Origin of the sequence: Pseudomonas sp. PvP028 (genome assembly GCF_017832255.1) — a bacterium.
Taxonomy (GTDB): domain Bacteria; phylum Pseudomonadota; class Gammaproteobacteria; order Pseudomonadales; family Pseudomonadaceae; genus Aquipseudomonas; species Aquipseudomonas syringae.
The window spans coordinates 2,202,642-2,225,297 of sequence record NZ_JAFIBL010000001.1 but is presented as its reverse complement, the minus strand read 5'-3'; the positions used below and the strand labels follow the sequence as shown (position 1 = coordinate 2,225,297).

Genomic DNA, 22,656 nt, shown 5'->3' with positions numbered 1-22,656 from the left:
AATAGTTCACCTTAATCAAACTTGAGCGATCCATTTACGATGTGTATGGATCGACATCAAAACTCCAAACGCTGACAGTAGGGTCACGAGCGAAGTTCCGCCGTAGCTAATGAAGGGCAAAGGCACCCCCACCACTGGCAGCAGGCCACTGACCATACCGATGTTGACGAAAACGTAAACAAAAAATGTCATGGTCAACGCGCCGGCCAGCAGTTTGCCGAATAATGTCTGCGCCTGTGCGGTGATCACAAGCCCGCGACCGATCAGCAGCATATAAATGATCAGCAACGCACAGATGCCCACCAGGCCGAACTCTTCACCCAACACTGCAATGATGAAGTCGGTATGGCTTTCCGGCAAAAAGTCGAGGTGCGACTGCGTGCCGAGCAACCAGCCTTTGCCGAACACGCCGCCCGAACCAATCGCAGCCTTTGACTGAATGATGTTCCAGCCGGTCCCCAGCGGATCGCTTTCCGGGTCCAGAAACGTCAGTACGCGCTGCTTCTGGTAGTCGTGCATGAAGAAGAACCACATGGCCACCGCCGCCGGTACGGCCGCCGCCAGTACACTGATGATCCAGCGCCAGCGCAAGCCGGCCATGAACAGCACGAAGGCACCCGACGCCAGAATCAGCAGGGACGTTCCCAGGTCTGGCTGGCGCACAATCAGAATGAACGGCACACCGATCAGGGCGAGACTGACCGCCACGTGCTTCAAATGCGGCGGCAGCGTGCGCTTGGACAGGTACCAGGCGATGGTCGCCGGCATGATGATCTTGAGAAACTCCGAAGGCTGGAAGCGAATGACCCCGGGAATGTTGATCCAGCGCGTCGCACCCATGGCGTTATGGCCCATGACATCCACCACGACCAGCAGCAGGACGCCGATGACATACAGCACCGGCACCCAGCGCGCCATAAAGCGCGGCTCCAGTTGGGCGATCACCACCATTGCCACCAGACCGATGCCGAACGAACTGGCCTGCTTGATCAGCAGGTCCCAGTTCTTGCCGCTGGCCGAATACAGCACGAACAGGCTGCCCGCCGCCAGCGTCAGCAGCAGGATCAGTAATGGACCGTCGATATGAATGCGCTGCAGAAACGTGGCGCGGCGACGCATCACGTCTTCACTGGACAGGATGCGGTCGAAATTACTCTTCACGGGCCGCAGCCTCCAGATTCAGGGAACCGGCGTACTCGGGTTTGAGATGGCCGTTTTCGTCGAGCAGCCAGGCGTCCAGGACCTGACGTACGACGGGGGCAGCAACGCCGGAACCGGACTCACCGTTCTCGACCATCACTGCAACAACGATTTTCGGATTGTCGGCCGGGGCGAAACCGACAAACAAGGCGTGGTCGCGGTGACGTTCCTGCACCTTGGTGCGGTCGTATTTCTCGCCCTGCTTGATGGCCACCACCTGGGCCGTACCACTCTTGCCGGCAATCCGGTACTGCGCACCGATGGCGGCCTTGCGCGCCGTACCGCGCGCGCCGTGCATCACTTCCTGCATGCCGTGATTGACGCGTCCCCAGTTGGCCGGGTCGCGCAGCACGATGTCCGGCATCGGGTTTTCATCCACAGGTGCCTTGCCTTCGATGGTTCTGGCCAGGTGAGGACGGTTCCACACCCCCTTGTTGGCCACCAGCGCGGTCGCCTGGGCCAGTTGCAAAGGCGTTGCCTGCATGTAGCCCTGACCAATGCCGAGGATCAGCGTCTCGCCGGGGAACCAGGCCTGCCGGCGCGTGGCGCGCTTCCACTCGCGGGAAGGCATCAGGCCGGGAGATTCTTCGAACATGTCCAGCGAGACCTTCTGCCCGATACCAAACTTGTTCATATAGGTCGCCAGTCGATCAATGCCCACCTTGTGCGCCAGATCGTAGAAGTACGTGTCATTTGAACGCATGATCGCCGTATCCAGATCGACCCAGCCATCGCCGGTGCGGTTCCAGTTGCGGTACTTGTGATCGTAATTGGGCAGCTGGTAATAGCCCGGATCGAACACCCGTGAGCCAGGCGTCACTGCACCGGTATCCAGCCCGGCAATCGCCACCGCAGGCTTGATGGTCGAGCCCGGCGGGTACAGCCCTCGCAGGATGCGGTTGAACAGCGGCCGATCGATGGAATCGCGCAGCTCGGCATAGGCCTTGAAGCTGATGCCGGTGACAAACAGGTTCGGATCGAAGCTCGGCGCACTGACCATCGCCAGCACTTCACCGGTGGCCGGATCGAGGGCGACGACCGCACCACGACGCCCGCCCAGTGCGGCTTCGGCAGCTTCCTGAAGCTTGATGTCCAGGCTCAGGACAATGTCCTTGCCGGGGATCGGGTCGGTGCGCTTGAGCACACGCAACACGCGACCACGGGCGTTGGTCTCGACCTCTTCGTAGCCAACCTGACCATGCAGCTCGGGCTCGTAAAAACGCTCGATACCGGTCTTGCCGATATGGTGCGTGCCGCTGTAATTGATCGGGTCGAGGCTCTTGAGCTCTTTTTCGTTGATGCGCCCCATGTAGCCGACCGAGTGGGCAAAGTGCGGCCCTTGCGGGTAGTGCCTGACCAGTTGCGCAACCACTTCGACGCCCGGCAGGCGGAACTGGTTGACGGCGATCAGGGCGATCTGCTCTTCGCTCAGCTCGAACAGGATGGGCACCGGCTCGAATGGTCGACGCCCCTGTTTCATGCGCTTTTCGAAGATGATGCGGTCGTCGGGGGTGAGCTGCAGGATCTCCACAATGGTGTCGAGCACGCTGGACCACTCGCCTGCGCGTTCACGGGTCATGCTGAGACTGAAACTGGGCCGGTTATCGGCGACCACAACGCCGTTGCGGTCGTAGATCAGCCCACGGCTGGGCGGAATCGGCTGAACGTGAACGCGGTTGTTTTCCGAAAGCGTGGAGTGATACTCGTACTGGATGACCTGCAGGTAATACAACCGGGCAATCAGCACGCACACCAGCAACACGACCGCCACTGCTCCGAACACGACCCTGCCGCGCACCAGGCGTGCGTCCTTTTCGTGGTCTTTGAGGCGGATCGGTTGAGACATTTAGGCCGTATTCACAGTAAAGACGGTGCTACTTGTGATAAGGGTGCCCGGACAGGACCGTCCAGGCGCGATACATCTGCTCGCCGATCAGGATGCGCACCAACGGGTGCGGCAGGGTCAGCGGCGACAGAGACCAGCGTTGTTCACTGCGGGCACAGACTTCAGGCGCCAGCCCCTCGGGGCCGCCGACCATCAGGTTGACCGTACGCGCATCGAGACGCCAGCGATCGAGTTCGACCGCCAGTTGTTCGGTGCTCCACGGTTTGCCCTGCACTTCCAGCGTGACAATCCGCTCGCCCGGCTGCACTTTCGCCAGCATCGCCTCGCCTTCCTGACGGATAAAGCGCGCGACGTCGGCGTTTTTGCCTCGGGTATTGAGCGGGATTTCCACCAGTTCAAGCGCAAGCTCGGAGGGCATCCGCTTGGCGTATTCGTGCCAACCTTCTTCCACCCACTTGGGCATGCGCGAACCCACAGCGATCAGACGCAGACGCACATCAAAGCCTTATTCGTTGCCCGGTGTGTGGTGCGCAGCGCTGGCAGCACGGCTTTGTTCGGCACCCTGCCACAAGCGCTCAAGGTCATAGAACTGGCGTGCCGCAGCGGTCATCACATGGACAATCACATCACCCAGGTCCAGCAGAACCCAGTCGCTGTCGCCCTTGCCTTCTTCGCTCAGGGACTTCAGGCCGGCAGCCTTGACCTTGTCACGGACGTTATCGACCAGTGCGTTCAACTGACGGTTGGACGTACCGGTGCAGATCAGCATGTAGTCAGCGATGCTGGTCTTGTCGCGCACGTCGATGGTCAGGATGTCGGCACCCTTGACCTCTTCAAGGGCTGCAATCGCAACATTGATGACGTCTTCACTGCTCATTTTTTGCTTTGTCATATAAAACTCATTCAGCTCGTATGTGTGGGACCGTCCAGACGCTTGTCGATCAAAGCAGTTTCAGGACGACCCATCAGTGTTCGGCGCGCGGTAAAGTCCGCGTGCATCGATATAGGCCAGTACCGCGTCTGGCACCAGAAAACGTACCGACTTACCGCTGGCCAGCAGTTGACGGATCTGGGTGGCAGACACCGATAAAGGCGTCTGCCAGACGAATGTAATCTGTCCACCCGGCCCTTTCAGGGCCTTGGGATCGCTGACTGCGCGGGCCGCCAGCAGATTGCGCATAGCATCCGGCGACTCGCTGTCCGCGTCCGGGCGTTGCAGCACCACGATATGGCAGTGCTCCAGCAGTTCTTCCCATCTGTGCCAGGTCGGCAGCCCGCAAAAGGCATCCCAACCCAGCAACAGGAACAATTGGTCGCGAGGCGCCAGTTCGGCGCGCATCGATTCCAGTGTGTCGAGGGTGTACGACGGTTTGTCACGTTTCAGTTCACGGTCATCCACCGTCAGGGGCGACACACCCGCAACGGCACTCTGAACCATCGCCAGACGATCCTCGGCGGTGACGCTCGGCATGTCACGATGCGGAGGCCTGGCGCTGGGCGTCAGGCGCAACTCATCGAGTTCCAGCAGTTCGGCCACTTCGAGCGCACCGCGCAAATGACCGATATGAACCGGGTCGAACGTGCCCCCAAGCATGCCGATACGTCTGGGCAGCGCGGTCATGGGGCTATTCAAGTCAGGCTTGTCCGCGCAATTGGCCGTCACCGATCACGATGTACTTCTCGCAGGTCAGCCCTTCAAGACCGACAGGACCGCGGGCGTGCAGCTTATCAGTAGAAATGCCGATCTCGGCACCCAGGCCGTATTCGAACCCGTCAGCGAAGCAGGTCGGCGCATTGACCATGACCGAGCTGGAATCGACCTCGGCCATGAACCGGCGCACCTGACTCTGGTGGTCCGAAACGATGGCATCGCTGTGATGCGAGCCGTAATGGTTGATGTGCTCGATGGCTTCATCCAGCCCGGACACGACGCGAATAGACAGAATCGCGTCCAGGTACTCGGTGTGCCAGTCGTCCTCGGTGGCCGGGATCACGTCGATCAGCTCACGGGTACGCTCGCAACCGCGCAACTCGACGCCCTTCTCGCGAAACTGCGCGGCCATCGACGGCAAAAAGTCGGCGGCAATGGTCTGATCGACCAGCAGGGTTTCCATCGCGCCGCAGATCCCGTAACGGTAGGTCTTGGCGTTGAAGGCGATCTTCTGCGCCTTGGCCAGATCGGCGTGGGCACTGACGTACACATGGCAGATGCCGTCCAGATGCTTGATGACCGGCACCCGTGCGTCGCGACTGACGCGCTCGATCAACCCCTTGCCGCCACGCGGAACGATGACGTCCACGTACTCGGGCATGGTGATCAGCGCGCCCACGGCTGCACGGTCGGTGGTTTCAACCACTTGCACGACAGCAGCGGGCAGACCGGCCTCGGCCAGGCCGCGCTCGATGCAGGCCGCGATGGCGCGATTGGAATGAATGGCTTCGGAACCACCGCGCAGGATGGTCGCGTTTCCAGACTTCAGACACAGACTGGCCGCATCGATGGTCACGTTCGGACGTGACTCGTAGATGATTCCGACAACACCCAGCGGCACACGCATCTTGCCGACCTGAATACCTGACGGCCGATAGCTCATGTCGCGGATCGCACCGACCGGGTCTGCCAACGCTGCTACCTGACGCAACCCGACGATCATGCCGTCGATACGTGCGGGGGTCAGGGCCAGACGCTCGAGCATGGCCGGCTCAAGGCCGTTCGCCTGACCATTGGCCAGGTCCAGCGCGTTGGCGGCAGACAGCTCGGCGCGAGCTTCGTCCAGAGCGGCAGCAGTGGCCTGCAGGGCGCGATTCTTCTGCGCAGTGCTGGCACGGCCGATCACTCGCGAAGCTTCGCGGGCGGCGCGACCCAGGCGGGTCATGTAGTCAAGAACGGACTCAGTCATTGGTCTCAGAGGTCTTGGCAAAGAGGAAAGCGGCTGATTATAGCTGTCGTGCCGCCCGAACGACAGCGCAGACAGGCGGATGGTCGATATCAGTGCGCAGATTTTTCGTCACCGTGGCAGGCGTTGCCGACGGCCATGCGCAGGCTGGCGCCCTGCATGGGCATAACGGCTTGTCATGATTCGGTCACGTTCAGAAACAACAAAGCGCCTAATCCAGACACATTCAGCTGCAATTAAAGTTGCGCTTGTTATTATCGGGCTCTTTCTCAATGTACCCGTCCGATTATGCCCACAGCCCTCCCCGACCACTTCTTTCATCGCGATGCCCAACTGCTGGCGCGCGCTCTGCTGGGCAAGGTTATTCGCCACAAGGTAGGCGACCTGTGGCTGGCCGCGCGGATCATCGAAACCGAAGCGTACTACTGCGCCGAAAAGGGCAGCCATGCCTCGCTGGGCTATACCGAGAAACGCAAGGCACTGTTTCTCGACGGTGGCCACATCTATATGTATTACGCACGCGGCGGCGATTCTTTGAATTTCAGCGCCGAGGGGCCGGGCAATGCCGTGCTGATCAAATCGGCGTTTCCCTGGACCGACGCAACCAGCGACGAAAACGCGCTGGCGCAGATGCAACTGAACAACCCCGACGCCAGCGGCGCGATGCGCCCGGCGCAACGGCTTTGCGCTGGCCAGACGCTGCTGTGCAAGGCGCTCGGCCTGAAAGTCCCGGTGTGGGACGCCAAGCGCTTTGACCCTGAAAAATTGCTGGTCGAGGACATCGGTCAGACACCCGAACGCATTATCCAGACCACCCGACTGGGCATTCCTGCCGGGCGCGATGAGCACTTGATGTATCGCTTCGTGGATGCCGGTTACGCCCGTTTCTGCACACGGAACCCTCTCAGACGCGGTCAGGTCGAAGGCCGCGACTACTTATTTCTCGATCAAGGAAACTGACCGATGGGCGATCTGCTCAATGGAATGACTGGCTGGCTGACCGCAAACCCTTCCTGGGTGGCTGTCGCGATCTTTTTGGTGGCCTTCATTGAATGCGTCGCGATCGTCGGGATCGTCGTGCCGGGCACGGTCATCATGTTTGCCATCGCCGCCCTGGCGGGCAGCGGCATACTGCCGTTGAGCGAAGTGCTGTTGCTGGGTTTTCTCGGCGGACTGCTGGGTGACGCGGTGTCGTACTTCGTAGGCCGGCGCTTTCATCAGAATATCCGTCAATTGCCCGGCTTGCGCACGCACCCGGAGTGGATGGAAGGTGCGGAAAAGTACTTCCACCGTTACGGCATTGCCAGTTTGCTGGTGGGACGCTTCATCGGCCCGTTGCGTCCGATGCTGCCGATGATCGCCGGTATGTGCGACATGCCGTTGCCGCGCTTCGTGGCAGTCAGCGTGCTGGCGGCGGCAGGCTGGTCGATTGCCTACCTGATGCCGGGCTGGGCGGCAGGCGCAGCGATTCGCCTGCCACTGCCGGAAGGCTTCTGGCCCGAGGCGGCCGTGGTTGGCGGCGGCCTGGCCGTCCTGTTCGGGCTGAGCATCCAGAGCAGTATTCGCCAGAAACGCTACGCAACCCGACTGATTTCCGCGCTCAGCCTGATGCTGGTCGCGGCGCTGTTCTTCGGCTTCCCCTTGCTGGCCGACTTCGACAACGGTCTGATGACGCTCATCCAGGAACACCGCAGCGAAGCCACGCAGAATATCGTGGTGTTCGTCACCAGCATCGGCGATTTCAGGGCGCAGTTGCTGGCCGCCAGCCTGCTGATCATCGTGCTGGCGGTTGCCAGGCAATGGCGCCACGCAGCCTTTGCTCTGACAGCCACACTGGGCACCGCGATCGCCAACGGCATCCTGAAAACGTTTTTCGCCCGCGCTCGCCCGGAGGTGCTGTTAGAGCCGCTGACGACGTACAGCATGCCCAGCGGTCATAGCTCGGCAGCCTTTGCGCTGTTCATGACCCTGGGAGTGCTGGCCGGACGTGGCCAACCCGTACGGCTGCGCCTGACCTGGATGCTGGTCGCTGGTATTCCGGCTCTGGCAATCGCGCTGTCGAGGGTTTACCTGGGCGTTCACTGGCCCACCGATATTCTCGCCGGCATGCTTCTGGCGTTTTGCGTTTGCGCCGCCAGCCTGGCGTTCATTCAACGCAAGGCCCCCTTGCCGGCCATGTCGGTGCGCGTCTGGTGGCTCGTCGTGCCCGCCATGACCGCCTTGCTGGGTATCTTCGCCGTTCGTGCCCTGTCGCATGGCGTGCTGCGTTACCAGTATTGATCGACAGACCTGATCGCGCCCGCACATGACGGGTGCGACTCTTCTCACATCTGGCACCTTGCCAGCGCTCTTTCGAGGCGTTGACTACACTCTTCAGGGACAAATGAGTGTGCGATGGCGTGATCGAAGGAGTGTTGATGTCTCCACTGGATGGTTATACGGCGATGCCCTCCCGGCAACGCGGCGCGATCGGCCTGATGGCGGCGCTGACCATGGGCCTGGCATTGCTGTGCACGCTGACCGTTATCGACAGCGGCAGGCTGTATCTGGAAAAGCGCTCGTTGCAGCGGGTTGCGGACATTGCCGCACTGGAAGCGGCGGGCCGTAGAGGCACGTGCAGCGGCACAGCCGCCTCGGCGCCCGATTTCGCTAATCAGAGCGCCACGCGCAACGGCTTCGTCCCGAATACCGATGGCCGCACCCTGGTGACTCGCTGCGGAACACTCACCGTGGACGTCGCAGGGCCTCGCGTATTTGTCGCCGACTCGACGCAGGCGCTGGCTATCCAGGTGGTCGCGGCTCATCCGGTGCCACGCAGCATTGCAGCCGGCATTGGCGCACTGTTCGAAAAGACGCCTTCCCCACCCAATGTGACGATCAGCGCCACCGCCGTTGCCGCCAGTGCCGCGCCGCTGGCGGCGCTGACCATTCGCAGTGCGGGAGTCACTGTGGACAGCACCGGTGCCGCCCTCCTCAACCCGGTGGTCGGCAGCCTGCTGGGGGGTACGTTGAACCTGAGTGTTGCCAACTGGCAAGGCATCGCAGACACCAACCTGAGCCTGCTGAGCTACCTGAACAGGCTGAAAACCGACCTCAGCCTCACGGCGGTTGGTTACAACGATGTACTCAACACCTCGGTTTCGGTCAGTCAGCTACTGCAGAGCGCAATCAATGTCATCAGCCCCAACGCAACACTGGGCGGTGCCGCCGCCATTCAGGGCCTGCAAGCCTTGAAGCTGGCCTCTGGGGCGACCACAGTGCTTCTGGGTGATCTGCTGTCCGTGCAGAGCGGCGCGGACCTCGCCGCGCTGAATACCAATCTGCGCCTGATGGATCTGGTCCAGGGCATCGCGCAACTGGCCAACAAAAAGAGCGGCGTTCTGACCGCGACCCAGGTCAATATCGCCGGGCTCGCGCAGGTCACCACACGCATTCAGGTAATCGAGCCGCCTCAGCTGTCGGCAATCGGCGACCCGAGCAAGATCGACCCGCTCGACCCGCGAAACGGTGCAAATCGGATTTACGTGCGCACGGCACAAATGCGCGCACTGGTGTCGATCAACCTGCCGGTGCTCGGCACGATGACCTCGCTGGTCAATACCGCGGGTTCAGTGATTGGCAGCCTCACGCCGATCCTCAACAGCGCACTGAGCCTGAACCTCGCTGGACTGGGGACCTCGGCCACCTGTGCGCTGGGACTCACCAGTTGCATGGTGACCGACTTCAAATTTCTGACCGACAGCTCGTCAAGCGCAGGTCCGAGGATCGACATGAGCCTGTCACTGGCCAGCGCCGACAGCTACGTCAGCGGTTTTACCTGCACCAGCAACGCCAGCAAAACCCTCAACGTCAAGACCGACGCAGCATTACTAAGCGCCAAGATCGGCTCGATCGACAGTTCGTCTGCCTTCCCCGCCAGCACTGATCCGGCGGCCATCACCGCCGTGCCGGTGCCCGTCATCGATATCGGCACCATGACCTGCCAGAAGGTTGCCGGGCTGCTGGGTAACTGCACCGCGCGCAAGCCTTTCGGGGGTGGCGGTATCGGCCTGACCTTCGACAACGTCAGCCAGTCGGCACTGGGCAGCTCGACGGTGACCAGCACGACGTTCAGCTCGCCCAACCTGCCGGAGATCAGCAGCGCCCCGTTTTACCTGACACGCGTTGCGCACACCAAACCGAGCACCTTGCTCAACGGCACGGCTTCAAGCGTCAAAGTGAATGTATATAAACCGGCGACCAGCAATGTGCTGGGCAACGTCATCACCGGTGCGGCCGCCACACTGAACAGCCTGACCCTGGCGCTGGATGCGATTGTCGACGACACCCTGACACGCTTGCTCACGTCGGTCGTCGACCCGTTGTTCGAATCACTGGGTGTGAGCATGGGGGCCACCGACGTCGGCTCCAATCTGAGCTGCAACCTGGGTCAGGCGACACTGGTGATTTAGCTGCCGGTCTGATCGGCGTTGAATATCGGCAGTTCGATCTGGAATCGAGCGCCCTCACCGACGTTGGCGACGCTGAGCTGGCCGCCCATCTGGTCGACAATGCCGTAACTGACGGACAAGCCCAGCCCGGTGCCGACACCGATCGGTTTAGTGGTGAAAAACGGCTCGAAAATACGCTCCAGCAACCGCGGATCAATGCCCCCGCCGTTGTCCTGGACCGCCAGGCGGATGATATTTTCATCGCGCTCGGCCTCGACACTGATCCACGGCTCGAAATCCCGGTCCTTTTCCCGGCGCGACAACAAGGCATCACGGGCGTTGACCATCAGGTTGATCAGCACCTGCTCAAGCTGATCGACATGGCCGCGAACCCGCACCGCGTCGACCATCCCGCCGACCCGCAGCTGCACGCCCTTGCCTTTCATGCCTTCAGCCAGCATCGAGATCGTGCCTTCGACCGCCTGAGCCGGATCGAACAACTGCTCTTCTACTTCAGAGCGGCGACCGAATACCCGCATGTGATCGACTACACGGGCAGCGCGCTGCACCTGGGTGTCGATGCGATTGAGTTTTTCAGTGAGGTATTCGATGTCTACATCACCCCGGCCCAGACGCTTGAGAACGTTGACCACGGCCATGCGCATGACGTTGAGCGGCTGGTTGATCTCATGGGCCAGACCGGTGGACATCTCGCCAAGCGTTGCCATCTTCGCGCTCTGATTCAACTGCATGCGCGAGCGGCGTACATCGGTGTTGTCACGCCCCACCGCCTGCACTTCGACCAACGTGCCGTGCTCATCGAATACCCCTCGGTCGGCCCATATCCACCAGGCATACTCGCGTCCCGGCAGCTCGATACAGATTTCTTCGGTACTCACCGGTGCTTCCGGAGTCAGTTGGCCGATACGCTTGATGAACGCCTCGCGCTGCTCGTCCGACAGCCAGTCTCCGAGGTTGATTCCGGTCAATTGCTCGGGTGTGCACTCCATATAGTTGGCCAGCGGCCGGTTGCCGAAACTCAACACCAGGTCCGGCGTGTAGCGGCAGATCATCGCCGGCGAATCTTCGACCAGAATGCGGTAACGCTCCTCGCTGCGCCGTATATGCTCTGCGGCCAGGGTGGCCTCGGTCACGTCCAGCCACAGCCCCACCGCCTCCACCGGCATGCCGAGGTCGTCACGCAGCAGTCGCGCCTCGTCCAGCAGCCAGTGGTATTGGCCGTTCCTGTTGCGCAACCTGAAACGGCGGCTGACGAAGCCTTCACGCAGCAGTTGCCGGTTACGCTCGAACCAGATGTCGTGGTCTTCGGGATGGATGTATCCCGCCAGTTGCCCATCGACGCAATCGGCCAGCGTCCAGCCCAGCAAGGGCGTCAGGCTGTCACTGAAAAAGGTTGGCTCCAGGTTTCCGTGATCGTAACGCTGCACGTAAATCACGGCGGGCGAGCTGGCAATCAGGTTATCCAGCCGGGCATGCGCGGCGGCGGCCTCGGTTTCCTGATTCTTGATATCGCTGACGTCCAGCATGAACCCCAGCACACGCTGAACCTGACCCCTGATCAACGCCTGCCCCTGGATACGAAACCAGAGGGTTTCCTGAGTGGGGTCATTTTGTGCCAGACGTACACAGAGCAACAGCGGCGTGCCTTTGTCGCGCAACTGCGCGAGACGACTGGACAGCTCCTGTCGATCGGCGGGATGAATCAGTGCCAGCCAGTCCTGACGCGACAGGCTCTCGACCCGGTCGCCCAGACGCAGACTGCGAGCCAGCTGCGGTGCCAGCAGAACCTCGTCACGATCCGGCAGCAATTCCCACCAACCGGTGCCCAGCAGGTCCTGAAGCACCGCCAGGCGTTCGACATGGTGACGGTTATGTTGCTCGGACATTCGAAAAAGAACCGGCCCGGCCAAGGCCGAGCACAGGTTGAGCCACTCGCGCTCGCCAAGGTCCGGAGCCTGCTGCTGCGCGTTATAAAATCCGAACATCAACCAGGCCTTGGCAACGTTATCGCGGCTGTGGGGGATCAGAAGACCGTCAGCGTTACCGAAAGCACTTTGCAGCGCGCCCTCATAGACAGTGCCGCCAAACCTCAGTTGCTGTGTAGCGTCGACGTTGAATCGATCCAGCGCAGTGCCCAGCCGCTGCCCGACCTGCCACAACTCGGGCGCCGTATGCGCGCTGTACTGACAATAAACACGCCAGCCGACACCGCCGGCCTCCGGTAACACCAGCGCCACACAGGGGATGCGCCACAGCTGCGCGAGCTCCTCCAGTTGCTCGCTCACCACTGTAGTCAGGCGTTCGACGTTGCACGCTCGCACACGCTCAGCCATCTGCCCGGCAAACCGCAGGCACTGCTGGCGGCTCCGCGCGGCACTGGCCTCCTCCATCAGGTCGCTGATATCCAGCAATTGCAAGAGCCAGCCCTTGCCATGCGCCTGCACCCAGCCTCTGGCGTGCAAGGTGTGTGCATCGTCCCCTTTGAAGTCCAGGTCCAGCATGTGCCCCAGCCAGTCACGCGGCACCCCTTCAATGACCAGTGCACTGTTGGGCAGCAGCAGACTCATCAAACGCTGAGCCGCCGGCAGTGGCGCAGCGACGTCCAGCCGGGCGAGCAAGTGCGGGCTGATGCTTTGTATACGGCCTTCGTCATCCAGCAGCAAATAGAGGTCCGCACCGATCGGACCGGGCTCGCTCGATACAGGCAAGGGCTGCGGCACCTGCGTTGCTTCACCACGGCCCAGCCAACGGCTCAAACGATTCTTTTCAAGGGACAAGTTGCAGACTCGCTTGTGCAGTCAGGTTGTTCGGCAAGCGTGGAACCTCGCCAATGCCTGGAAGAGTCAACAAGGGCACTACCTGAGCCAGTCGGGTTTTGGGGTACTGGATGGTCACGGTCAGAATGCCTGCGCTATAGGTCACGCTGGTATGGTTGATATTGAATCCCAGCGCAGGGGGTATCCACGACAACTGGTTCATGACCACACTCTGAGCCTGACTCTTTAACAAATCGTTATAGCCGGTAACTGTTGGACTGAGGGCCACACTTCTACGCACCGCTTCACTGGCGGCGGCATTGAATGACTGGACCATGAGCAACGGCAGGCTATAACTCACCATGCCATAGAACACCGCAAAGAAAATAACGAACACCGCAGAGAATTCAATAGCGGCGGCCCCCTGTTGACGACGGGGCAAGGTATGTTGCAGAACAGTTTTCATATCGACGTCTACCCTGACATGTAGTGCATCAACACAGCATAGATTCTTTCCCGATAACAGGATGTCTTCGGCGTGATGAAATTATTTTTCCTGTTGATATGGTTTGCAATTTGCGCCGAACAGGATGCGCGTTGCAAGCAGATTTCCAACGGGCTGACACTCGGCGCCGCAGCGCTGGCTATTATCTACCTGGCTTTGACCGGTATGACCTGGCTCGGCTCGCCTGCGCTGGAGGCCTTGCTGGCCGTGACCTTGGCATTGGCGCTGACATTGCCAGGCTATGCACTCGGCAAGTTGGGTGCCGCAGACGTCAAACTGATGACGGCGTTGGCGCTGGCCTCGAACAGTGCCTATCTACTGGGTACGTTTATTGGCGCCGGGGTTGCCATGGCGACCTGGCTTATCGTCGCAAAGCGTGCCTGGCCCCCGACACAGCAATGGGTTACGCAACGCTATCGGTATATGAACCCCACGGCGCCAGATAAATATCCTTTTTCACCTTTCTTGTTCGCAGGCTTACTCCTGAGCACGGCACTGCTCCACTAGTCGACTAACGCTGCGGGAAAATTTTATTGCTATGTACATAGTCAGAAAGTACGACTACGGTTAAGTCATCGCGATGGCGTACTGTCATCAATACCCGCACTGATCGAATAACGCCGAGTCATGTTTTGCTGAATGGATCGGGGCGCCGTCAACGGCCCCCTAACAGCATGGAGTTGCCTGTGGATAACGACCCGCTCACGAAAGTTCTGGTGGTCGATGACCAGCCCCTTATCGTTGAAGAACTCTGCGAGTTTCTGGAAAGCAGCGGCTATGAGTGTGTGCGTTGCCACTCAAGCCTTGAGGCCATCGAGCGTTTCAACGCCGACAGCACCATCGGCATCGTACTCTGTGATCTGGAAATGCCCGGCATGAACGGCATCGAGATGGTCGAAGCGATGAAGATGACTGGCGGCAAGACGCACCTGTTCGAGGCCATCATGCTGACCGGCCAGGCCGAGAAGAAAGACGTCATCAAGGCGCTTCGGGCCGGCATCGCCGATTACTACCAGAAGCCGGTTGATCTGGAAGAATTGCTCGAAGGTGTGCAGTTGCAAGTACAAGCCCTGCACGAGCGGCAGAAAAACCGTCAGCAACTGGGCCTGCTCAACGAGAAGCTCCAGTTCCTGGCCGCCTCCATCGACGACCTTTACAAGAATCTGGACAGCGTCCAGAACAACCCCCAACCCGCGCGCAAAGCGCGTGACCGCCAGGAACGTGACGGGCAGATGCCGGTGGCACTGGCCAAGTTGTCACCTCGCCAACTGGACGTGGCTCGCCTGGTCAGTACCGGGCTGACCAATTACCAGATCGCCTGCGAACTGGGCATAACTGAAAACACTGTAAAACTCTATGTGTCGCAAGTACTGCGCCTGACGCACATGCACAACCGCACACAACTGGCGCTGGCATTTTCACCGGGCAAATCGGCGGAGCGGCACAGACAGATCGAAAGCCAGGACTGAGCAGGAATCAGGCTTCGATTTCGGTCCGCACGACGTGATAAGGCACGTCGACCAGCACCGAGTGCACGCGATTGCGGCCCGCATGCTTGGCGCAATACAACGCAGTATCCGCCTGCGAGGCAAGGCTCAGGCTGTCGTCATGGGCACCGAGGGCAACCACGCCGGCGCTGAAGGTGCAGAACAGATCGGCGGGCTGCGCCGGATAATGGATCTCTGCAAAACGATGGCGAATGTCATCCAGTACCCCGTGGGCGCTCTGGATATCAGTGTCCGGCATGACAATAGCGAATTCTTCACCACCGTAACGACCGATGAAGTCGGTTTTGCGCAGGCGTTGTTTGAGAAACAGCGCAAGGCTCTTGATCACACGGTCCCCCATCGGGTGCCCGTGGCTGTCGTTGACTCTCTTGAAGTGGTCGATATCGAGCATGGCAAAGCACAGCGGCTTGCCTTCACGTCGCGAACGAAAGCTGCAATCTTCCAGCAGTTGCAAAATATGCGTGTGATTGTAAAGCCCGGTCAGGCTGTCACGGACCATGCGCGCCTTGAGGTTTCGCGCCCTGGCAGCGCGGTTGCGCACGGTGGTGATCAGGTGACGGGGTTTGATCGGCTTGGTCAGGAAGTCGTCGCCGCCTTCGCTCATGGCATCGAGCTGCTTGTCCTGATCGTCTTCGGCCGACAGATAAATGATCGGCACGCTGACGTAACGGTCGTTATGGCGGATGACCTTGGCCAACTCAGTGCCGGTACAGCCCGGCATGTACATATCGAGGATGATCAGGTCAGGCTGAAACTCGGCCAGTTCGGACATCGCCTGAATCGGATCAAGCAACACCCGCGTCACGATTCCGGCAGCGTTCAGAACACGCTCGGTGTGCAGCGCCTGCGCGCGCGAGTCGTCGATGATCAGCACTTTATAAGGCTCGTATTGAGCCACGCAGGTCAGGACTTCAATTTTTTCCAGCAGACTCGACGCTTCCAGCGCGCCGGTCAGAAACTCTTCGCCACCGGCCCTGACCGCGGCCAGGCGGGTGGGCGTATCGGTTTCATTGACGCTGAAAAATAGCAGCGGAAGCTTCTGCTCCAGCCCTTCCTGAGCCTGGGAGGCCAGTTCAAGCCCCTTGCCGGGTCCGCTGAAATCGACGTCCATGACAATCGCTGCCGGGTGCCGCTGTGCCATTGCCCGCTGAAACTCGGCGACATTGTGCAGCGACAGCGCTGCCAGACCGAAGAACTCCAGCTGCTTGGCCAGGCGCTCGGCCCGCTCGTGATCCTGAAGCACTATATAGACGGGCTTGCGCAACGGTGGCAGCGCCGTTTGCTCGAAACGATCGCCATGGCGCAGCCCGGTTCGGGAAAGGCGCTGCATCAGGCGATTGAGATCGGTGATGACACGGCTGTTGAGACGACCGCGATTGGCTTCTACCACATCCAGGGCCTGACTGATCTCCTGTGCCAGAGCGCTGTGTTCAACCTGCTCGAAGCGCTCGGCAAAGCGCGAAAGACGCTGCGTGGACTCCTTGAGCTCGGCCATATCGCCGACCGACCATTCGGCCTTCTGCAGACGTTGCCACGTCTCTAGAATCTGGCGCGCCTGGTGAATGACCCGCTGGGCAAAGTGGTGCTTCAGGCGATCTCGGCTAGGGTCTTCAGGGTAGGTCATATTCAGACTACTGTGGTTTTGCTGAGCGATACGGCTGATGGCGCTATGCTAGCACCTCCGTTACAACAGAACAGCGTCGTAAGTCACTTATTTGACAACATTTTGATGGCGCATAGCCAGTATGCAAAACCAATCGATGCATAGACTGCGCCTATGATCGTTACAGTTCAAATCTCAAGATAATGTCTGTCAGCCGCACCTTGAGGTAAGGTTGCGGTCGAACGCCTCGTGAAGCATTCAACTCAAGATCGAAAGGACCCTACCATGCTGGATTGGAAGAACCGCGCAGGCAGCGCGGGTGCGCGCACCGCAGACACTTCATCGACCAAACGCCGCGGTTACCTGGGTAACCTGTTCTACAGTCGCGCGCTGGGCGCCCTGATCTTGATCTACCTGCTCGTCGCACTGGCAGTCGGCTGGTACTGGAGCAAGGAGCCTGCCCTGTTCCCGGTGCAACAGAATGCGCAAGCCGCCGCCGAGCGCGAAGGCAAACAGATGGTCATCGGCTACACGACGGTTGAAACACTCAAGACCGTAGCAGGCACGTTGCTTAGCAAGCCCGGTGGCTACCTGTCCAATGATCGCATGCCACCAGGCCTGTGGCTGGACAACATCCCGAGCTGGGAATACGGCGTGCTGGTTCAGGTGCGTGACCTGAGTCGTGCGCTGCGCAAAGACTTCGCCCGCTCCCAGTCGCAATCGGCTGAAGACGGCGATCTGGCGCGTGCCGAGCCGTTGTTCAACTTCAACAATCGCAGCTGGCTCCTGCCGTCGAGCGAGTCGCAGTACGCCGAGGGGATCAACTCCCTGAGCCGCTATCAGGCACGCCTGTCCGATCCCAACCAGAAAGGCGCGCTGTTTTACGCCCGCGCCGACAACCTGAACAACTGGCTGGGCGATGTCGGCACCCGCCTGGGTTCGCTGTCGCAACGCCTGTCGGCCAGCGTTGGTCGGGTCAAACTCAACAGCACGCTGAAAACCGAAGCCGCTGTGTCGGTCAAGCCCGGTGAAGTGCCGCAGGTCGATGAGGAAATCGTCGAAACGCCATGGCTGGAAATCGACAACGTGTTCTACGAAGCACGTGGTCAGGCCTGGGCGCTGTCGCACCTGCTGCGCGCCATCGAGGTCGATTTTGCCGATGTACTGGCGAAGAAGAACGCGACGGTCAGCGTGCGCCAGATCATTCGTGAGCTGGAAGCCTCGCAAGAGCCGATGTGGAGCCCGATGATTCTCAACGGCAGCCCGTTCGGCGTATTCGCCAACCACTCGCTGGTCATGGCCAACTACATCTCGCGTGCCAACGCCGCAGTCATTGACTTGCGCCAACTGCTGAATCAGGGCTGATGTCCATACCTGCCAACGAGGCCGCGCATCGCGCCGCCTCGGATGCCGAGCAGATCGCCTGGGTCGACGAACAGGATCGACTGCTCGGTTCGCTGGTCCGTGCCGACTTGCGTGAACGCGGGCTGATCGGACGCGGCACTTATATCCTGCTGTTCAACAGTCTGGGTGAGCTGTGTGTGCATCGACGCACCTTGAGCAAAGCTATTTATCCCGGCTACTGGGATGTAGCCGCAGGCGGCATGGTCCAGGCGGATGAAAGCTATGCGGCCTCTGCCGCGCGAGAACTGGAAGAAGAGCTGGGGGTCAGTGGCGTGCCGCTGCAGGCCCACGAACAGTTTTTCTTCGATCAGCCGGGCAACCGGCTCTGGTGTGCAGTGTTTTCAGCCGTGTGGGACGGGCCGTTGAAACTGCAACCTGAAGAGGTCCTGGAGGCGCGCTTCATGCCCATCGCCGACGTGCTGCAAGAGGCTGAGCACAATCCCTGGTGCCCTGACTCCCTGGCGGCGCTGAAACGCTACCTCAAACAGATAGAGAACGAGCAGTAAGCGAGTGTTCAGAAATTGGCGCATCCAGCCCCTTAGCAACCGGCCTGTTTGCCGTTACACTGCGCGACCTTTTCAAACTGGACCGGCCCTGCCGTTTCAGTAGCGCTGCCCCTGCCAGAGTGGGGCTTCGCGGTCGATGGCTCGTACGAGCCCGACCCATCTTCAGTCCTCAACAAGAGGATGTTTGCGTGGCTAAAAAAGCCGCTTCTCTCGCCGCCCTGGGTGGCCTGGTATTTTCAACCGACGCTGGGCGCCACTGCCCCGATTGTCGTCAACCCGTTGCCGAGTGCACCTGCAAACAGACGGCCATCCCCGAAGGGGACGGCATTGCCCGTGTACGTCGCGAAAGCAAGGGCCGGGGCGGCAAGACCGTCACCACCATCAGCGGCGTCCCGCTGGCCGAAGAACCGCTCAAAGAGCTGGCCAAGGCCCTCAAGCAGCGCTGCGGCACCGGCGGATCGCTCAAGGAAGGCGTGATCGAGATTCAGGGTGATCACGTAGAACTGCTGGTGGCAGAGCTGATCAAAAAAGGCTTCAAGGCTAAAAAGTCCGGCGGCTGAACCCGCGAATCAAATCGTCATTTCCACTCATTACAATGCGCCCAGCTGGCTACTGGCTGGCGCTACGACTTCTTTATAGGGGACTTCGATGTCCGTACGACGCACACGCAAAGACGATGGCAGCCAATGGACCGTTGCGGACAGCCGCAGCGTTTATGGCATTCGCCATTGGGGCGCGGATTATTTTGCAATCAACGAAGCGGGACGCGTTGAAGTCCGTCCCAACGGGCCGGACAGCTCGCCCATCGATCTTTACGAACAGGTCGACAACCTGCGCAAGAGCGGCCTGTCGCTGCCGCTGCTGGTGCGCTTCCCCGACATCCTGCAAGACCGCGTGCGCCAGCTGACCGGCGCATTCGACAGCAACATCGCGCGCCTGGAATACCAGAGCCAATACACCGCGCTGTATCCGATCAAGGTCAACCAGCAGGAAGCGGTGGTGGAAAACATCATCGCCACGCAGAACGTCTCCATCGGCCTGGAAGCGGGCTCCAAGCCTGAGCTGATGGCCGTGCTGGCACTGGCGCCCAAAGGTGGCACCATCGTCTGCAACGGTTACAAGGACCGTGAGTTCATCCGTCTGGCGCTGATGGGCCAGAAGCTGGGCCACAACGTGTTCATCGTCATCGAGAAAGAGTCCGAAGTCGAACTGGTGATCGAAGAAGCCGCCGAGCTGAAAGTCGCCCCCCAGGTCGGTCTGCGCGTGCGCCTGTCTTCCCTGGCGTCGAGCAAATGGGCGGATACCGGTGGCGAGAAATCCAAGTTCGGCCTGTCGGCGGCGCAATTGCTGTCGGTGGTCGAGCGTTTCCGCAAGGCCGGCCTGGATCAGGGCATCCGCCTGCTGCACTTCCACATGGGCTCGCAGATCGCCAACCTGGCCGACTATCAGCACGGTTTCAAGGAAGCGATCCGTTACTACGGCGAACTTCGCAAGCTTGGCCTGCCGGTGGATTACATCGATGTGGGGGGTGGTCTGGGTGTCGATTACGACGGCACGCACTCGCGCAACGCCAGCTCGATCAACTATGACATGGACGACTACGCTGGCGTGGTGGTCGGCATGCTCAAGGAATTCTGCGACGCGCAAAGCCTGCCGCACCCGCATATCTTCTCGGAGAGCGGCCGCTCGCTGACCGCCCACCACGCCATGCTGGTGGTGCAGGTGACCGACGTCGAAAAACACAACGACGAAGTCCCGGAAATCGCCGACAAGGCCAGCCTGCCGGAAACCGTGCAATGGCTGGTCGACCTGCTCGGCCCGACCGACATCGAGATGGTCACCGAAACCTACTGGCGCGCTACGCACTACATGAGCGACATCGCCGCCCAGTACGCCGATGGCAAGATCAGCCTGTCGGAAAAGGCACTGGGCGAGCAATGCTACTTCGCCGTCTGCCGCCGCCTGTACAACTCGCTGAAAGCCCGTCAACGCTCCCATCGTCAGGTGCTGGACGAGCTCAACGACAAGCTGGCCGACAAGTACATCTGCAACTTCTCGGTGTTCCAGAGCCTGCCGGACACCTGGGCCATTGGCCAGGTACTGCCGATTCTGCCCCTGCACCGCCTGAATGAAGAGCCGGTGCGCCGCGCCGTGCTTCAGGACCTGACCTGCGATTCGGACGGCAAGATCAAGCAGTACGTCGATGAGCAGAGCATCGAGACCAGCATGCCGGTGCATTCGCTGAACGAAGGCGAAGACTACCTGCTGGGGATCTTCCTGGTGGGTGCCTACCAGGAAATTCTCGGCGACATGCACAACCTGTTCGGTGATACCGACTCGGTGAACATCTACCAGAACCCGGACGGCAGCGTTTACCACGCCGGCATCGAAACCCACGACACCATCGAAGACATGCTGCGCTACGTGCACCTGTCGCCGGAAGAACTGATGACCCATTACCGGGACAAGGTCGCCAGCGCCAAGATCACCCCACGCGAGCGCACCTACTTCCTCGATGCCTTGCGCCTGGGGCTGACCCGCTCGTCGTACCTGTCGTCCTGATCCTTGCGCGGAGCCAGATCTAACTGCTTGTCATGCCAATGCTCCGCATTGGCATGCAGTTCGTGACGCGGAGCGTGAGGGACGAGAGGTGCCCGTAACCACCGCCCCCCATGCCCCGCGCTCATACAACCCACCCATTCGACGTAATCCCCCACCAACATCTGCTGTAGGCAACGTCCTGTTCTACCTGCAGACCTCTACCCTGCCCGGCTTCTGCGCGAGAATCTGCGGTCGCATTCCCGGTAGAGAAGCCCTCCATGCCCGACCCCGACAGCGCGCCGTTCTTTTATCTGGAGATTGCCCGCCTGCAACGCCGTTTCACCGTCGTATCGTTCAGCGCAACCGAAGCGATCAGCCAGCCGTATGCCATCGAGCTGGAAATCCTCGGCGACGGCTTCGATCTGGACCTGACCAGCCTGATGTACAAGCCTGCCTGGCTGAGCTGCGGTGGCGAGCAGGGTTTTCCGGGGCAGAGTTTTCAAGGACAAGGCTTTCACGGTCAGATCCACGGCGCGACCCGCAAGCACTACCACCCCGGCCCGGCCTGTTATACGCTGCTGATGGGGCCTCGACTGGCCTGCCTCGGACTGCGTCAGCACTCACGTATCTTTCAGCACATGACTGCCACGCAGATCATCGCCCAGGTGCTGGAAGAACATGGTTTGAAGAACGCCTTCCGCTTTGACCTGCAGACAGAATGCATAGAGCGCGAAAGCTGCGTGCAGTATCAGGAATCCGACCTGCAACTGGTCCAGCGGCTGTGTGCAGAAGAAGGCATTCACTACCATTTCGTCCACTCGCGTCGCCGCCACCTGCTGGTATTTGGCGCCAGCCCTTGGGAGACCGGGTTAACAGCACCTGCCCCGGCACCGCGCCCTGCCATCGCGCCACTGCAGCGTGGCTGGATCATCGGCAGCGACGGCGAACCGGCAAAGACCGATGCGTCAGGTCGGGTGCACGTGCGCCTCGAATGGGACTGGCAACGTCCGGAGGGCCCCGACGCGGGCTGTTGGCTGCATCTGGCTGCAGGGCTGGATGTTGAGTGTCGGGGTGGCATGGCAGTGATAGTGAGCTTTTGCGCAGACGACAAACGCCCGCCGCAGATCACCGGCTGCCTGTCAGCGCTGGCAGACGATGGCGGCCACAGATGTGATCAGGCACCTGCCGATAACGTCGAGATGCACCTCGACTGGCAGCTGATCACCGGGCCAGACCGGCAACTGCAACTGGCGGACGGGACCCGCGTAGAACTGGCTGAAGGCAGCACACTGACCGTCGATGCCGGGGCAAGCACGGTACAGATCGATGACAGCGGTCTTACGCTGAGCAGCCCGCGCATCAGCTTCGCCAGCCCACCGAGTGATCCGCACGCCACTGAATGACGTAGCAGCAACTGTGCGGCACTGGGACGAAGCGTG

At 60.6% G+C, this 22,656-nt stretch carries 19 protein-coding genes; 10 read left to right on the top strand and 9 right to left on the bottom strand.

Annotated elements, in window-relative coordinates; genetic code table 11:
* Window positions 1-15: 15 nt before the first annotated feature.
* From rodA to JOE34_RS09990, 6 genes are read right to left on the bottom strand one after another with little or no spacing between them, the layout of a single operon-like run.
* Window positions 16-1,119 carry a rod shape-determining protein RodA gene (rodA, locus tag JOE34_RS10015; protein WP_003313892.1) on the bottom strand — a complete coding sequence of 368 codons (1,104 nt, stop codon included), beginning with the start codon at window positions 1,117-1,119 and terminating at the stop codon, window positions 16-18.
* Window positions 1,120-1,150: 31 nt separating this feature from the next.
* Window positions 1,151-3,046 carry a penicillin-binding protein 2 gene (gene mrdA, locus JOE34_RS10010; protein WP_003399770.1) on the bottom strand — a complete coding sequence of 632 codons (1,896 nt, stop codon included), beginning with the start codon at window positions 3,044-3,046 and terminating at the stop codon, window positions 1,151-1,153.
* A 28-nt stretch (window positions 3,047-3,074) separates the two neighbouring features.
* Window positions 3,075-3,542, bottom strand: a complete 468-nt coding sequence (rlmH, locus tag JOE34_RS10005; RefSeq protein ID WP_003313894.1) for a 23S rRNA (pseudouridine(1915)-N(3))-methyltransferase RlmH — start codon at window positions 3,540-3,542, stop codon at window positions 3,075-3,077.
* A gap of 9 nt (window positions 3,543-3,551) precedes the next feature.
* Window positions 3,552-3,938, bottom strand: a complete 387-nt coding sequence (rsfS, locus tag JOE34_RS10000; RefSeq protein WP_003340916.1) for a ribosome silencing factor — start codon at window positions 3,936-3,938, stop codon at window positions 3,552-3,554.
* A 60-nt stretch (window positions 3,939-3,998) separates the two neighbouring features.
* Window positions 3,999-4,658, bottom strand: coding sequence for a nicotinate-nucleotide adenylyltransferase (gene nadD / locus JOE34_RS09995; RefSeq protein WP_161420682.1), 660 nt, complete (start codon window positions 4,656-4,658; stop codon window positions 3,999-4,001).
* A gap of 22 nt (window positions 4,659-4,680) precedes the next feature.
* A complete protein-coding gene (locus JOE34_RS09990) occupies window positions 4,681-5,946 on the bottom strand; it encodes a glutamate-5-semialdehyde dehydrogenase (RefSeq protein WP_003421073.1) in 1,266 nt (421 codons plus the stop codon).
* Window positions 5,947-6,231: 285 nt separating this feature from the next.
* Here JOE34_RS09990 and JOE34_RS09985 point away from each other — a divergent pair, with 285 nt between their 5' ends.
* The 3 genes from JOE34_RS09985 (at window position 6,232) to JOE34_RS09975 (ending at window position 10,394) form a co-directional block, all read left to right on the top strand.
* Window positions 6,232-6,903, top strand: a complete 672-nt coding sequence (locus tag JOE34_RS09985) for a DNA-3-methyladenine glycosylase (RefSeq protein ID WP_003421075.1) — start codon at window positions 6,232-6,234, stop codon at window positions 6,901-6,903.
* 3 nt (window positions 6,904-6,906) lie between these two features.
* Window positions 6,907-8,223, top strand: a complete 1,317-nt coding sequence (locus JOE34_RS09980; RefSeq protein ID WP_003421077.1) for a bifunctional DedA family/phosphatase PAP2 family protein — start codon at window positions 6,907-6,909, stop codon at window positions 8,221-8,223.
* A gap of 137 nt (window positions 8,224-8,360) precedes the next feature.
* On the top strand, window positions 8,361-10,394 hold the full coding sequence (locus JOE34_RS09975) for a TadG family pilus assembly protein (RefSeq protein ID WP_096112905.1): 2,034 nt from the start codon (window positions 8,361-8,363) through the stop codon (window positions 10,392-10,394).
* On the opposite strand, the gene JOE34_RS09970 is transcribed toward JOE34_RS09975, so the two are convergent.
* A complete protein-coding gene (locus JOE34_RS09970; RefSeq protein WP_209995647.1) occupies window positions 10,391-13,171 on the bottom strand; it encodes a PAS domain-containing sensor histidine kinase in 2,781 nt (926 codons plus the stop codon). The two genes, JOE34_RS09975 and JOE34_RS09970, sit on opposite strands and share 4 nt — an antisense overlap.
* On the bottom strand, window positions 13,161-13,616 hold the full coding sequence (locus tag JOE34_RS09965; RefSeq protein ID WP_209995645.1) for a TadE/TadG family type IV pilus assembly protein: 456 nt from the start codon (window positions 13,614-13,616) through the stop codon (window positions 13,161-13,163). Before JOE34_RS09965 ends, JOE34_RS09970 begins: the two co-directional genes overlap by 11 nt.
* A gap of 75 nt (window positions 13,617-13,691) precedes the next feature.
* On the opposite strand from JOE34_RS09965, the gene JOE34_RS09960 reads away from it, so the two are divergent.
* Both JOE34_RS09960 and JOE34_RS09955 read left to right on the top strand, forming a co-directional pair.
* The gene (locus JOE34_RS09960; RefSeq protein WP_003340946.1) at window positions 13,692-14,162 is read left to right on the top strand and encodes an A24 family peptidase; all 471 of its coding nucleotides are present in this window, start codon (window positions 13,692-13,694) and stop codon (window positions 14,160-14,162) included.
* A gap of 167 nt (window positions 14,163-14,329) precedes the next feature.
* Window positions 14,330-15,124 carry a response regulator transcription factor gene (locus tag JOE34_RS09955; protein ID WP_004416012.1) on the top strand — a complete coding sequence of 265 codons (795 nt, stop codon included), beginning with the start codon at window positions 14,330-14,332 and terminating at the stop codon, window positions 15,122-15,124.
* A 7-nt stretch (window positions 15,125-15,131) separates the two neighbouring features.
* Here the strand turns inward: JOE34_RS09955 and JOE34_RS09950 are convergent, their stop codons facing one another.
* Window positions 15,132-16,787: a PleD family two-component system response regulator gene (locus JOE34_RS09950; RefSeq protein ID WP_003391944.1), complete on the bottom strand. Its 1,656-nt coding sequence runs from the start codon at window positions 16,785-16,787 to the stop codon at window positions 15,132-15,134.
* A gap of 264 nt (window positions 16,788-17,051) precedes the next feature.
* Between JOE34_RS09950 and JOE34_RS09945 the strand changes: the two genes are divergently transcribed.
* The 5 genes from JOE34_RS09945 to JOE34_RS09925 all read left to right on the top strand — a co-directional run bounded on the left by JOE34_RS09945 (window position 17,052) and on the right by JOE34_RS09925 (window position 22,620).
* A complete protein-coding gene (locus tag JOE34_RS09945; protein ID WP_003313910.1) occupies window positions 17,052-18,131 on the top strand; it encodes a DUF2333 family protein in 1,080 nt (359 codons plus the stop codon).
* Window positions 18,131-18,676: an NUDIX hydrolase gene (locus JOE34_RS09940; protein ID WP_024959366.1), complete on the top strand. Its 546-nt coding sequence runs from the start codon at window positions 18,131-18,133 to the stop codon at window positions 18,674-18,676. The genes JOE34_RS09945 and JOE34_RS09940 overlap by 1 nt, the downstream gene beginning before the upstream one ends.
* A 188-nt stretch (window positions 18,677-18,864) precedes the next feature.
* The gene (locus JOE34_RS09935) at window positions 18,865-19,236 is read left to right on the top strand and encodes a translation initiation factor Sui1 (RefSeq protein WP_003340951.1); all 372 of its coding nucleotides are present in this window, start codon (window positions 18,865-18,867) and stop codon (window positions 19,234-19,236) included.
* Between the two features lie 88 nt (window positions 19,237-19,324).
* Window positions 19,325-21,238, top strand: a complete 1,914-nt coding sequence (gene speA / locus JOE34_RS09930) for an arginine decarboxylase (RefSeq protein WP_209995643.1) — start codon at window positions 19,325-19,327, stop codon at window positions 21,236-21,238.
* Between the two features lie 257 nt (window positions 21,239-21,495).
* Complete coding sequence (locus JOE34_RS09925) at window positions 21,496-22,620, top strand: contractile injection system protein, VgrG/Pvc8 family (protein ID WP_209995641.1); 1,125 nt, start codon at window positions 21,496-21,498, stop codon at window positions 22,618-22,620.
* The last annotated feature ends 36 nt before the right edge of the window (window positions 22,621-22,656 follow it).

What these genes read in the sequence shown, in the direction of transcription:
- JOE34_RS09960 (WP_003340946.1), top strand. Translation starts at nt 13,692, where the DNA reads ATGAAATTATTTTTCCTGTTGATATGGTTTGCAATTTGCGCCGAACAG.
- mrdA (WP_003399770.1), bottom strand. Translation starts at nt 3,046, where the DNA reads ATGTCTCAACCGATCCGCCTCAAAGACCACGAAAAGGACGCACGCCTG.
- JOE34_RS09945 (WP_003313910.1), top strand. Translation starts at nt 17,052, where the DNA reads ATGCTGGATTGGAAGAACCGCGCAGGCAGCGCGGGTGCGCGCACCGCA.
- JOE34_RS09965 (WP_209995645.1), bottom strand. Translation starts at nt 13,616, where the DNA reads ATGAAAACTGTTCTGCAACATACCTTGCCCCGTCGTCAACAGGGGGCC.
- JOE34_RS09980 (WP_003421077.1), top strand. Translation starts at nt 6,907, where the DNA reads ATGGGCGATCTGCTCAATGGAATGACTGGCTGGCTGACCGCAAACCCT.
- JOE34_RS09985 (WP_003421075.1), top strand. Translation starts at nt 6,232, where the DNA reads ATGCCCACAGCCCTCCCCGACCACTTCTTTCATCGCGATGCCCAACTG.
- JOE34_RS09955 (WP_004416012.1), top strand. Translation starts at nt 14,330, where the DNA reads ATGGAGTTGCCTGTGGATAACGACCCGCTCACGAAAGTTCTGGTGGTC.
- JOE34_RS09940 (WP_024959366.1), top strand. Translation starts at nt 18,131, where the DNA reads ATGTCCATACCTGCCAACGAGGCCGCGCATCGCGCCGCCTCGGATGCC.
- rsfS (WP_003340916.1), bottom strand. Translation starts at nt 3,938, where the DNA reads ATGACAAAGCAAAAAATGAGCAGTGAAGACGTCATCAATGTTGCGATT.
- rodA (WP_003313892.1), bottom strand. Translation starts at nt 1,119, where the DNA reads ATGCGTCGCCGCGCCACGTTTCTGCAGCGCATTCATATCGACGGTCCA.
- speA (WP_209995643.1), top strand. Translation starts at nt 19,325, where the DNA reads ATGTCCGTACGACGCACACGCAAAGACGATGGCAGCCAATGGACCGTT.
- JOE34_RS09975 (WP_096112905.1), top strand. Translation starts at nt 8,361, where the DNA reads ATGTCTCCACTGGATGGTTATACGGCGATGCCCTCCCGGCAACGCGGC.
- JOE34_RS09990 (WP_003421073.1), bottom strand. Translation starts at nt 5,946, where the DNA reads ATGACTGAGTCCGTTCTTGACTACATGACCCGCCTGGGTCGCGCCGCC.
- JOE34_RS09925 (WP_209995641.1), top strand. Translation starts at nt 21,496, where the DNA reads ATGCCCGACCCCGACAGCGCGCCGTTCTTTTATCTGGAGATTGCCCGC.
- JOE34_RS09950 (WP_003391944.1), bottom strand. Translation starts at nt 16,787, where the DNA reads ATGACCTACCCTGAAGACCCTAGCCGAGATCGCCTGAAGCACCACTTT.